Raw genomic sequence first — 12,051 nt, 5'->3', positions numbered from 1 at the left:
AACCTGACGAAAAATAACCGTATTAAGTCCACGGAGGTCTCGAATGGAGTAAGATACCTCATAGGATTGACTTTGCCCCCGAGGAGGTGCTTCAGATTCCGCCGTATTGGCGTTCGCCAAAAGAATTTGTGGGGCTCCATTAATTTGAACACCAGAGGTTAAATCATTTCCTAAAAAGTCGAGTGCTTTTACCCATGGATCGATTTTTCGCCAAGTTATACCTTCTGCAGGTGCTCGCATTTCCACCTCCATCCGCCCCCCATTACTATATACTTTAACGAGTGGGTCTGTGTTGTTGTTCTGCCCCAAAAGTTGTAATTCAGGATGACCGCCTTGAAAAAACTCAATGTCTCCTCCCGCGAGCGTCTCACCAGTAACTGAAGAAGGCACAGTAGGCGCACTAGGTTGAGGGGTCGGAATATCAACCGTAGGAGCCATGGTCATATCTTCAAAGGAGAAATCGGCAGCTACAGTTTCGGCCATTTCAATTTCAAAAAATAAATCAGTGGCTAATTCGTGAATTTCTTCCCACCCGCCAGCCGAGTTGCCCACCGTTGTGCTCAAAGGTACGGAATCGGGCATGGTGGGAAACATATCATTATCAGATGTTTCTAAATCATTTGAATCGGCAAACTCAGAATACCCAGAAAATACGCTCGCCAAGGGTGGAGGGGTGAAACCATCAGTAAGGGCTGGCCCATATGTCGATGAGAGATCAACTAATTCTCCAGTTTGACTAGCTACCGGAGCTCCCAGTTTACTAGTGGCTAATTGAATCGATTGACCGGAAAGCAAAGATACGACCGTTCCGCCAGTATCAGTAAAATCAATATCCCCAGAAATTAGATTAATTCCGCCCATAATATCGCCAGTTACCGAATTTCGCACGGCCATCAATTGAAACATGGTTCCACGAATCCCCGCCGTACCCAGAGGGCTAGTAAGTTTCATCGAAGATCCCTTTTTGAGCTTTGGTGCCTTGACCACCAAGTTTCCATAATCTAAGTGAGCAGAAAGTTCCGACTGTGTTGGTTCTTCTTCCAGCTTTCCTGGATCAATCGTGCCTGCCACTATGCCTTCCAATTGTTTGTAAGTACGAAGATAAAAACGACTTCCTGGCTTGATAGTGATAAGCGTCCCATTCGAAAAAAGAAGTGCAACTTTACCAGTCTTACCTGTGGTTAACATGGTTTTTGGATTAACTTTTTTTCCAACACTGGTAGGCCCCATTTGAACTTTAAAGTCGTCCACCATGTTAAGAGAACTCACCTCTCCCTCAATCGAGGCAACAATAATGCTGGGCGTAACTTTTTTACCAAGTGCCGGAAAGACAGAAAATACAAAGGCCAAAAACAAACAGAAACAAGATCGATTGGGTACAAATCGATCAAGAATGAATGAGCGGAATGAAGGGCGAAACATCTAAACTTTTATAGTAGAGGAGAAAAACCGCCCTCCGCAAGAGGTTTTTACCCCTGAAATTTAAAGATTCTAATCTCCAATTTCTTTGGAGTAAGCATCTGCATCAAGCAAAGAACCAATAGAGTCTGTTTGATCCGGACGAATTTTAATCATCCAACCGTTTCCATAAGGGTCAGAGTTTACATTCTCAGGCGAATCATTTAGGGAATCATTCACCTCAATAACTTCCCCAGTCACTGGCATGTAAAGGTCGGATGCCGCCTTAACGGACTCGACCACCCCAAAAACGGCTTTATCTTCGAATCTGGCCCCAATTTCGGGCAACTCCACAAAAGTGACATCTCCCAAGCTATCTTGGGCATGATCGGTAATGCCGATTACAAAATCTGATCCCTCCATCTTTACCCATTCATGGTCGGAGGTGTATTTTAGTTCATTTGGAATACTCATTTAACAGAATTCGATTTGAAGCAGAGCTGCCATGACTTCAAGGCAAAAAGTTAAAGATTATGGATTACCAATATGTACACCGTCCGCAACCACTCCGTTTTTAGTAACAATTAAAATACCGTCCCGGATATAAACATTTTCCCCGGCATCGGCCCAACCCTCTTCCAAACCTTTGGGGCTAAGGAAAACATTTTTTCCAATCCTCGCATTTTTATCGATTATTGCATCCTGTATTTGGGCTCCCTGCCCAACTCCCAGTTCAGGAATATTAGGATCGGCATGATCTTCGTAAAAGTCAGCACCCACCATGACTACACTTTCCAAGTTGCAACCATCACCAACCATAGAACGCTCACCCAATACGCAACGATTTAGAGTCGACTCGCCAATCATACTTCCTGAGGCAATTATTGTGCGCGTGACCAAACATTTGCCCAACTTGGCAGTCGGCAAAATATCAGGACGATTATAAATGGGTCTTTCTCCCTCATAAAAATCAAATGCGGGCACCTCATCGGTAAGCTGTAAATTTGCATCAAAGAAGGCTTTTACTGTTCCTATATCCTCCCAATAATCATCAAAAATATGACAACGGATGTCTTTTTTCTCTACTAAGGATGGTATTATCTCCTTACCAAAATCTGTCGCATCCCCCTTGAGAGCGTCTTCCATTGCTGTGGCGGTGAATACATAAATCCCCATTGATGCCAAGCAACGATCCTCCATACCATCTGCCGATTTAAGTTCAGGCGGGACTAAACGGGAAATAACTTCAGGGTCAGTAGGTTTCTCAACAAAATCCACAATTTTGGCATTCTCACCGACTCGTAACAAACCAAGCCCGGAAGCCTCACTTAGTGGTACAGGTTTGGCAGCAACTGTCACATCCGCACCGCGCTCCAAATGCTCTTTCACCATCTTGGAAAAATCCATCCGATAGAGTTGATCTCCAGAAAGTATAACAAACACATCCTGTGGCTTGGCATGAAAATGGATCATATTTCTACGAACTGCATCGGCTGTACCCTGGTACCAATCATCTCCGTGCTCAGTTTGCTCAGCAGAGAGAATCTCGACATAGCCTCTACCAAAACGATCAAAACGATAAGCATCGGCTACATGACGATGCAAAGACTCGGTATTAAATTGGCTGAGTAAATAAATTTGGTTATATCCGGAATTGATACAATTGCTTATAGGAATATCCACCAATCTATATTTGCCTCCCAAGGGAACTGCAGGTTTGCAGCGTAGTTTGGTAAGTGGGTAAAGACGAGTACCTCGGCCGCCTCCCATGATTACACAATGAACGGAATAGGGAGCTGGGCTGTATTTGGATTTCTTCATTGGCTGGTTCCTTTAATATTACAAGCTCGCATTTGCGAGAGGTTTGTTTACTCAATACCATGTGGAAATCGAAAGTCCCTCAACCGCAAACACAAAAATAAAAGCAACACAGATTTTGCTCGTTCTTCGACAATTTGTTACCTAAGCATCGCTTCTTGTAAAACCGTGGAATCCAACATTTCTTTCGACCCTACCCCATCTAAGTTCAAAGAACTTTCTAAGTCCTTTGATTTAATTGCTGTTCAATCCCGCTTCAGTGCCGATTCCGAAACCCCCTTGTCTGCATACTCCAAGTTATCAGACCAAAAACCGGCCTTTCTTTTCGAATCGGTAGTTGGTGGAGAACAAGTTAGCCGGTTTTCCTTCGTTGGGTTTTCGCCAAGGAAAATTATTTCCTCTGCTCAAGAAACTACCACTATTTGGGAAGCGGGAATGAAAAAGAAATCTATCTCTACTCCTGAAGATCCTTTAAAATTGGTGGAAGATGAAATTTCTAACCTCCGCTACTTCAGTCCTCTAAAAGACGGCAGGTTCTCCGGCGGAGCAGTTGGTTATTTGTCCTATGAATATGCCAACAGAGTTGAACCTTCCGTACCACTGCCCCCGAAGGATGAACTCGGCCTTCCGCTTCTCTACTTTATGGTTACGGATCTTTTGCTAATTTTTGATCACGCCCATCAAAGCCTTACCATTTGTGCAAATGTCACTCCAGGAGATGATCCAAATAACGCCTATGAATTGGCCTGTGAAAGAATTCGTCAAACTCGAGACCGTTTGCTCGCCCCATCTTCTTTATCCCCTGCACCTCTATGCGATGTGGGCGAACCTCCCGTACCAGCTGGAAATTTCAATCAAGACGAATTTGAAAGCTTGGTCGAAAAGACGAAAGAATATGTTCGGGCCGGAGATGTAATTCAAACTGTGCTTTCTCAAAGGTTTGAAATTCCTTTTACTGGGGATCCAATTCATTTGTATCGCTCGATCCGAGCAGTCAACCCATCTCCATACATGTTCCTCCTGGAAGGTGAGGATTTTTCTATCGTGGGAGCTTCGCCCGAAGTGCATGTCCGCTTGCAAGAAGGAGAGGTTCTAATCCGTCCGATTGCGGGAACTCGCCCGAGAGGGAAAACGGCACAAGAAGACAAATTATTAGAGGAAGAACTTCTTGCTGACGAAAAGGAAAAGGCTGAACACTTAATGTTGGTTGATCTCGCCCGTAACGACATCGGTCGAGTCTGCGAGATTGGCAGTATACGAGCGGCCGAATACATGACCATCGAGCGGTACTCCCATGTTATGCATATAGTATCCGAGGTTTTGGGAAAATTATCTACCGACAAAAATGCTTTTGATCTCATGCGAGCAACCTTTCCAGCCGGTACGGTTAGTGGAGCTCCCAAAGTCCGTGCAATGCAAATTATTGCCGAACAGGAAAAACTACAACGCAATGCCTATGCTGGTGCCCTTGGGTATTTTGGTTTCGAAGGAAACCATGATTCCTGCATCGCGATTAGGACTGCCATGCTAAGCAAAGGAAAAATTTATCTGCAAGCAGGTGCCGGAATTGTGGCTGACTCAGTTCCGGCCAATGAATATCAGGAAACTATTAATAAAGCCAAAGGCATGCTTAAGGCGATTGCCTTAGCTGAACGAATTCAACAATCTAGTAGTCCAACCTAATTGAACTGATGAACCCGGCTCCTGAACAAAGCTCTCTTGATATCTATATGAAACAGATATCAGAAATCCCCCTACTCACCGTGGAGGAAGAGATCGAACTGGCGGCCAAAATAGCCAAGGGTGACAATGAGGCCCGCGATACTATGATCACAGCCAATTTAAGATTGGTCGTTAAAATTGCCCAAGAGTATTCATACTTCGGTCTTTCTGTGCTCGATCTTATAAACGAGGGCAACATCGGCTTGATGAAAGCGGTGGAAAGGTTCGATCCCTCCAAGGGTGGAAAGCTGAGCACTTATGGTTCTTGGTGGATAAAACAATCAATTAAAAGAGCCCTGGCAAATCAAAGTAAGACCATTCGTCTGCCCGTTCACATGGTCGACCGGGTGGCTAAGATTCGAAGAACTGTGGCAAAAATGGAGGAAGAACTTGGGCGCGAACCAACCAATGAAGAATTGTCCGAGGAACTTAAAATCCCCTCAGCTCGAATTTCGCATCTTCGCAATGTTAGCCTGCGCCCAGCCTCCCTTGATTCTCCGATCAACGATGAGGATGGATCCACATTGGGAGAAATTGTACCCGACGAAAAATCCGTCAACCCACTTGAACGGTTGCAGTCCAAAAGTTTGGTCGGTGATGTTAATCAGGTATTGGCTATGCTGGAACCACGTGAGGCAGATATCATCCGGCTCAGGTTTGGCCTTGATGGTCGCGATCCTTTGACTCTTGAGGAGGTCGGTGGGCAAATCGGGATTACCCGTGAGAGAGTCAGGCAATTACAGGAACAAGCTCTTCGCGATTTACGCAAAAAAATGTCGAAGTTTGAAAAGCAAAGAACTCTAGAGGAAGTCGAGATGGAAAAACAACAGGCAGAAAAGGCAAAAATCCTTCAAGACCTTCTGCACAAAGACATTTCGGGTCTTACCAATCATCCGTTCCCCGTTCGTCAGAGCTAAAGCTGGTAAAGTATTTTTTTCTGCAAAATTTACTTCTTTAAAATTTTATATCCCAGCTGGATGTAAAATATCTCTTTATTAATCGTTCATAAAAAAACCCCGACCGGATTTCCGATCGGGGTTTTAATAGATAAATATTGTTAAAGAAAGCTAGGCTTAGTCATCAGATTCTGCAGTTGCTTGGTCAAACAAATCACCAAAAGAAGTGGTAAGGTCTTCCCCAGATTCATCATAAGATGCAACTTCTTTAGCCAAGGCGTCTTCATCATAATCAGCTGCCTTGATACTCAGACCAATTCTACGTTCGTCTCGGTCGATCTTAATAACGCGGGCTTTAACTTCGTCCCCTTCATTAAGATGGTCTTTTACCTTTTCGATTCGTTCCTCGCTTATCTGGCTGATGTGAACCAAACCGTCAATATCGTGTTCGAGTTCGATAAAAGCACCATACCCGGCAACGCGAGCAACCTTACCGGACACCACATCTCCCATACGGAACAAACGATCAATTTCTTGCCATGGATCATCAGTTAACTGCTTCATACCAAGAGAGATGCGCTGGTTATCGATATCGACTTCAACTACGATTGCATCGACCTCGTCTCCCTTTTTAACCATTTCGCTTGGATGATTGATCTTGCGGGTCCAACTCATGTCCGAAACATGAACCATACCGTCAATACCTTCTTCGAGTTCTAAGAATGCACCATAAGAGGTAAGATTGCGGATCTTTCCACGCACCCGTGCCCCAGGAGGATAATTGTGAGTGGCCATATCCCATGGGTTTACATCGAGTTGACGTAAACCAAGAGAAATCTTTTGGTCTTCCTTTTGAATTCCTAAGACTACTGCGTCGACTTCGTCGCCTACATTGAGAACTTCACCTGGTTTAGTAATTCGTTTAGTCCATGACATTTCGGTAACATGCACAAGGCCTTCGACACCCTCTTCCAATTCGACAAAAGCACCATAAGGAACCAAATTGACGACTTTACCGCGTACCTTGGCGTTGATGGGAAATTTACCTTCGATATCATCCCAAGGATTGGATGAGAGTTGTTTGAGACCCAAGGAAACTCTTTCACGTTTCTGGTCAACTTCAATGATACAAACAGTAATTTCTTCACCGGTCTTTACCATCTCGCTTGGATGTGAAATACGACCCCAACTCATATCAGTAATATGAAGTAAGCCGTCCAACCCATCTAAATCGATGAAGGCACCGTAATCGGTGATATTTTTAACCATTCCACGACGGGTTTCACCAGGTTTAATACCGGTAAGAATTTCGCGCTTTTTATCTTGGCGACGTTCCTCAATCAATTCACGGCGGGAAACGACAATGTTTTTGCGCTCGCGATTAATCTTAACCACTTTGAAATCAAATGTTTGACCAACAAACTGATCGAGGTTTTTGGGTGCCTGAATATCAACCTGAGAGGACGGCAAAAAGGCATCCACTCCAATATTTACGACCAATCCACCTTTTACCTTGGTACGAACACGCCCAGTGATGACCGATCCTTCTTCACAGGTGTTTACAATTTTCTCCCAGTTTTTCTTCTGTTCGGCTTTATCGAATGAAAGTTGGGGATTACCATCCCGGTCTTCCAATCTTTCGAGGAAAACCTCGATATCCGAACCGATCTCTAATTCGCTAAGATCTAAAAATTCGTGAGCAGGAATGGCACCTTCCGCTTTGCCACCAAAATCAATCACCACTTCAGTGGGACGGATTTCCATGACGGTACCGGAAATTACGGAACCTTCCTTAAGTTTTTCAATTTTGCTCTCTGCGAGCAATTCTTCCATGACAGAACTCATGTGATTATTAATGTGTTATTCTAGCCATTCGGAGGGATGCATAAAATCGTGAGATATAATCACGAGCTTTTCCCGGACCGATGGGTTGAGGGTTTACGATAGTGGGTGATAAAAGAACGAAAGTATTTATAAAATGCCAAAGCATTAATTTCGGCAAGGAGAAAAAAGGAATATTCGAAAGGAGATTTTTAGGGAACCACCTTATTTAAAGGGTATTCCACAATCCCTTCCGCTCCCATTGCCTTGAGAGCAGGAATTAAATCGCGCGATACCTTCTTTTCAATCACGGTTTCCACCGCTACCCAGTTATCATCAGCTAGTGATGAGACCGTTGGGTTACGCAGGGCAGGCATTTCTTTGAGAGCTTCTTCGAGCTTGGATCGTTCTAGGTTCAGTTTTAATCCGACCTTTCCATCTGCTTGCAAAGCAGCATCGAGCATAAGGGAAATGCTCTCAATCTTAGCACGCTTTTCAGGATTGGACCAGGCATCCTTGTTCGCAATTAATACCGTATTTGTCTCCATGAGGACATCCACAATGCGTAAGTTGTTAGCCCGCAAAGAACTTCCAGTCTCAGTTAGATCGACGATCGCATCGACAAGTTCGGGTACTTTTACCTCTGTCGCGCCCCAGGAAAATTCAACTTCCGCCTCGACTCCATGGGATGCCAAAAAGTTTTTAGTTACTTGAACAAGTTCAGTGGCAATTTTTTTACCCTGTAAATCTTTGACGGATTTTATTTCGGATGCTTCCGGCACAGCCAATACCCACTTGGAAATACGGTTAGATGCCCGACTGTAGACCAGATCGGTTACAACTTCGACATCCGATCCATTTTCCTTCACCCAGTCATGGCCAGTCAATCCGCAGTCAAAAAAGCCATCCTCCACATACCTGCTCATTTCCTGAGCCCGTACAAAACGGCCGTCAATGTCGGGGTCGTCCCAACTAGGCGTGTAAGAGCGTGAACCCTTGGTGATATTAAATCCAGCCCGGGCAAAGAGCTTGAGCGTGGCATCTTCCAAACTACCCTTAGGTAGTCCAAAACTTAACAAATTGGTCATCCGATCAATTAATAACAAAGACTGCCAATGGGGAAAAGCCTGTTTTCTACATTAGCAAATAAAGGGGCGATCTCAGCGGTAACGTTTCTGAGCGTCCTCCCAGGACTTGTGCATTTCCATCCTTCCAAAAATATCCTTCAATTTTTCGAGGTTTGGACCTTGGGGCGGTGTCGCTGTATAGGTGGCGTTCTTGATTAAACGAATCAGATCTAAATTACGTCGCAAATCCTCTCGGCGCTCATAAACGACACTGCAGAAACGCTTAGGGGTTATTCGTCCGGCATTGGCGATCAAGTTTTCCATGTCGCCATATTCTGTTAACCACTTGACCGCAGTCTTTGGACCCACACCATTTAGTCCCGGAATATTGTCTGATTGATCCCCTATGATAGCTAGGTAATCCAATACCGAATCGGGGGATACCCCAAATTTATCGGTCACACCAGCCTCGTCCATCATACGCCATCCCAGTCGTGGGTTTGCCGTGGGTGGAGGAAGCAATTGCTTTACACCTGGGCTAACCAGTTGGGCTAGGTCCTTGTCAGCAGAAACAATGGTAACTTCAGTCCCCTCCCCTTTGATCTCCATGGTTTTAGTCGCGATAAGATCATCGGCTTCCAGTCCCTCTTTCTCCGCCCATCCATATCCCATCGCCCCAGTGAGTTCCTTCACCCATTCGAGTTGCTCAGTAAATCCATCAGGCGGACTTCCCCGGTTTGCCTTGTACTCCGGCAAAATCTGTTCCCTCGCCGGACAACCACCCCGGTCAAAAAAGACCCAGGTTTCATCCGGAGAAAAATCATCCTCAAGTCGCCAAAAAGAACGTACCCATCCGTGTATCATATTGGTAGGAAATCCATCCGACCGAGATAATTCACGAATTCCGTAAAAAGCCCGAAAGGCAAGGTTGTGACCGTCACAAAGGAAGATTTTTTTCATGTCCCTTCCTTATCCTTGATGGATGGGCAAATGAGCAAGACCAAAGGCAAAAAGGATGGATCTTAGCTGCTTTCCCAGTCAAACAATTCAGCCAGGCAATACTCGGGAAAAGCCTGACCTATCAGTACTAGGGCGATTCGATTTTCCAAACCATTGGATTTACAGGTACCCGAACTTTTGAATAATTATCAGTGTAGGCAAAATAACTTCCATCCTTGAGATTGTCCATCAATACCCTCATCTCTCTACCCTCATTGCCAATATGAAAGTCCATATATTTTGGACGCAGAAAGTCGGCACAAACGAGCACTACGGCGTCTCCTTTCCTCCATGGGCAGCTGGTCGGTTGACTTGGCCGCAGGCGTACCCTCCCTTTCCGAATAGGTAAATACATGGGAATAACCAAAGAGAACAGCCACAAAGGTTTCACAAGTCTTGGCAAAATCTTCCTTCGTGTCCCCGAGAAATCCAACCATCAAGTCCGTACCAATTCAAAGGTCAGGAATAATCGCGGTTGCCCGTTTAAAAAAAGAATTCATTTCATCAAGATGGTACCTTCTCTTCATTCTTTTAAGTGTACGATTGCAACCTGCCTGGATCGGAAGATGAAGATATTGCATCAAAGGGTGCTTGGAATCTGCCATCCGTGGAAAGAGTTCTTCCGAAATGGCAAAAAGAATTAAAAACTAAGAACTTTCCCTCGCTACCTCAATCCTCGATCACGGGTGAATCGTTCCCATGCTTTGCCAGTAAAGCAAGCAACCGAAAGGCTTTAAAATAACGGGGAAAAAATACCATTGGATTGTTTAAGCATCGAAGTAACCACCCCAAATAAATGGCATCTGCCCACTTGGGTATTCTTGCTTGTTGTCCGGATAAAAAGGCCAACGCCGCTCCAGTACAGTAAATACTCGGGGAAAAAGTTAGGGTCTCCTTCAGATACAAGCCCAACCTTTCCTGAACTCCACCGCCTACTTGTATAAATACTGCAGTTGGCTTCCTTTCTTCAATTTGGGCAGCCAAATCCTCGTCTATTAATTTTCCAGAATTCTTGTATTGGGGAGCGATGTAACAATCGGCATCAACAATCTTTTGCCCATAAGTTTTTTGGATCCATGAAATATTGGCTTGGGCCTGGGCCTCGTCAGGCATCACCCAAAAGGCAGATTCTTTTTCCCAATCGGTACGATTCAAAATGGCTTCCAAAAATACCAGACCGGAAATTCTTGGAAGGTCAAATCTCTGTACCCATTTTTTCCACAAACAGAGCAATCCACTGTCTGGCAGAACCAAGTCGGATTGCACCAAGGCCCGACGGTACTCCGCACAGTTGCACAAATCATGAGCCAACCCCGGTCCCGAAGGTGCTGTAATCAGCCCACCTCCATGGGCAAGGGTACATGCATCGGAAAGTTCACCCCGAAAAAATTCAATACCAAGGGCATACTCGCCTGCCCTCTTCATACAAACGAACAAGCTATTGCCCGCGGAGCCGCTAATGCAATCCGCATGTACCTATCCTCTAGCAGGCAGACTTGGGAGGAAAAAGCACCTGCCCAATCGTGCGAAGAACAATTTCTACATCTAACCAAATTGACCAGTTCCCAACATAATTAAAATCGAGCTCAATACGTTTACTTACCAATTCAGGGTCAGTAAATTCTCCCCTCAATCCACGGCACTGAGCGGGCCCGGTTACCCCAGGCTTTACAAATTGGCGAACCCGATAGGCTTTATAATTTTGTTCAAACAAATAATCGTGCTCGGCGAGGTACGGGCGTGGACCGACTAGGCTCATATCCCCCTTCAACACATTGATAAACTGGGGAAGTTCATCTATGCTGAAACGACGCATAAAATGCCCGAAAGCAAAGATTCGGTCATCTCCTTCATGAGCTTGTACCGCTTCGTCACGAGTGCCCTTCTCCGCGTGAGTCATCGAGCGAAACTTCCAAATCACAAAACGTTTGCCTCCTAGCCCTACCCGTTCCTGCTTAAAAAAGATCGGTCCTGGGGCTTGTACTGCTTGAAATAATTTAACAAGCAACAAGCTGGGAGGAAGACAAAGTAAAATCGCTGGTATGCTCAGGAATAGATCAAAACAACGCTTTATCATTTGATTAAATGGACTTTCCAAGGGTTCATTCAAAAGCGTAAAAAATTGCCTTCCTGATTCTTCCATAAAGACCAGACGAGCGTCGAACAAGGCGGATAGGTTATTGTAGATTAATACCCGACACCCATATTGCGTGGCCAATTCAGCAACTTTGCTTACCCAATCTTCCATCAAACGATCGGGCAAAACCACTAATTGATGAATTCTATTTTCCTTAAGATAATTTTCCAACTCGTCGAAATAACCTAAGTCG

At 44.9% G+C, this 12,051-nt stretch carries 11 protein-coding genes; 2 read left to right on the top strand and 9 right to left on the bottom strand.

The window, feature by feature from the left end; translation table 11 throughout:
* The 3 genes from ACKPQ4_RS06995 to ACKPQ4_RS06985 all read right to left on the bottom strand — a co-directional run.
* On the bottom strand, positions 1–1,422 hold a 1,422-nt coding region (locus ACKPQ4_RS06995; protein WP_407680474.1), incomplete at its 3' end, for a FecR domain-containing protein.
* 69 nt (positions 1,423–1,491) lie between these two features.
* Positions 1,492–1,872 carry a glycine cleavage system protein GcvH gene (gcvH, locus tag ACKPQ4_RS06990; RefSeq protein WP_407680473.1) on the bottom strand — a complete coding sequence of 127 codons (381 nt, stop codon included), beginning with the start codon at positions 1,870–1,872 and terminating at the stop codon, positions 1,492–1,494.
* 57 nt (positions 1,873–1,929) lie between these two features.
* Entirely contained in the window at positions 1,930–3,219 is a 1,290-nt protein-coding gene (locus ACKPQ4_RS06985) for a sugar phosphate nucleotidyltransferase (RefSeq protein WP_407680472.1), read from the bottom strand.
* A gap of 165 nt (positions 3,220–3,384) precedes the next feature.
* Between ACKPQ4_RS06985 and trpE the strand changes: the two genes are divergently transcribed.
* Together trpE and ACKPQ4_RS06975 are read left to right on the top strand one after the other, a co-directional pair.
* Positions 3,385–4,899, top strand: coding sequence for an anthranilate synthase component I (trpE, locus tag ACKPQ4_RS06980; protein WP_407680471.1), 1,515 nt, complete (start codon positions 3,385–3,387; stop codon positions 4,897–4,899).
* A gap of 8 nt (positions 4,900–4,907) precedes the next feature.
* Positions 4,908–5,855 (top strand): sigma-70 family RNA polymerase sigma factor, encoded by a 948-nt coding sequence (locus ACKPQ4_RS06975; protein WP_407680470.1) that lies wholly within the window; start codon positions 4,908–4,910, stop codon positions 5,853–5,855.
* 156 nt (positions 5,856–6,011) lie between these two features.
* On the opposite strand, the gene rpsA is transcribed toward ACKPQ4_RS06975, so the two are convergent.
* The 6 genes from rpsA to ACKPQ4_RS06945 form a co-directional block, all read right to left on the bottom strand.
* On the bottom strand, positions 6,012–7,679 hold the full coding sequence (rpsA, locus tag ACKPQ4_RS06970) for a 30S ribosomal protein S1 (protein ID WP_407680469.1): 1,668 nt from the start codon (positions 7,677–7,679) through the stop codon (positions 6,012–6,014).
* A gap of 188 nt (positions 7,680–7,867) precedes the next feature.
* On the bottom strand, positions 7,868–8,743 hold the full coding sequence (gene hisG / locus ACKPQ4_RS06965) for an ATP phosphoribosyltransferase (RefSeq protein ID WP_407680468.1): 876 nt from the start codon (positions 8,741–8,743) through the stop codon (positions 7,868–7,870).
* A 72-nt stretch (positions 8,744–8,815) separates the two neighbouring features.
* Positions 8,816–9,682, bottom strand: coding sequence for a 5'-3' exonuclease (locus ACKPQ4_RS06960; protein ID WP_407680467.1), 867 nt, complete (start codon positions 9,680–9,682; stop codon positions 8,816–8,818).
* Between the two features lie 251 nt (positions 9,683–9,933).
* Positions 9,934–10,161: a hypothetical protein gene (locus ACKPQ4_RS06955; RefSeq protein ID WP_407680466.1), complete on the bottom strand. Its 228-nt coding sequence runs from the start codon at positions 10,159–10,161 to the stop codon at positions 9,934–9,936.
* A gap of 229 nt (positions 10,162–10,390) precedes the next feature.
* The gene (locus ACKPQ4_RS06950) at positions 10,391–11,146 is read right to left on the bottom strand and encodes a WecB/TagA/CpsF family glycosyltransferase (protein ID WP_407680465.1); all 756 of its coding nucleotides are present in this window, start codon (positions 11,144–11,146) and stop codon (positions 10,391–10,393) included.
* Positions 11,147–11,204: 58 nt separating this feature from the next.
* Positions 11,205–12,051: sugar transferase (locus ACKPQ4_RS06945; protein WP_407680464.1), on the bottom strand; the 847-nt coding region annotated here is incomplete at its 5' end.

The sequence above is a fragment of the Candidatus Chordibacter forsetii genome (assembly GCF_964187505.1).
Classification (GTDB): domain Bacteria; phylum Verrucomicrobiota; class Verrucomicrobiia; order Opitutales; family Seribacteraceae; genus Chordibacter; species Chordibacter forsetii.
Note: the sequence above shows the minus strand (reverse complement) of the source record. Positions and strands in the feature narration are given on the sequence as shown.

Excerpts from the sequence above, each read along its gene's own strand:
- gcvH (WP_407680473.1), bottom strand. The coding sequence starts at position 1,872 with ATGAGTATTCCAAATGAACTAAAATACACCTCCGACCATGAATGGGTA.
- ACKPQ4_RS06985 (WP_407680472.1), bottom strand. The coding sequence starts at position 3,219 with ATGAAGAAATCCAAATACAGCCCAGCTCCCTATTCCGTTCATTGTGTA.
- ACKPQ4_RS06975 (WP_407680470.1), top strand. The coding sequence starts at position 4,908 with ATGAACCCGGCTCCTGAACAAAGCTCTCTTGATATCTATATGAAACAG.
- rpsA (WP_407680469.1), bottom strand. The coding sequence starts at position 7,679 with ATGAGTTCTGTCATGGAAGAATTGCTCGCAGAGAGCAAAATTGAAAAA.
- hisG (WP_407680468.1), bottom strand. The coding sequence starts at position 8,743 with ATGACCAATTTGTTAAGTTTTGGACTACCTAAGGGTAGTTTGGAAGAT.
- ACKPQ4_RS06960 (WP_407680467.1), bottom strand. The coding sequence starts at position 9,682 with ATGAAAAAAATCTTCCTTTGTGACGGTCACAACCTTGCCTTTCGGGCT.
- ACKPQ4_RS06950 (WP_407680465.1), bottom strand. The coding sequence starts at position 11,146 with ATGAAGAGGGCAGGCGAGTATGCCCTTGGTATTGAATTTTTTCGGGGT.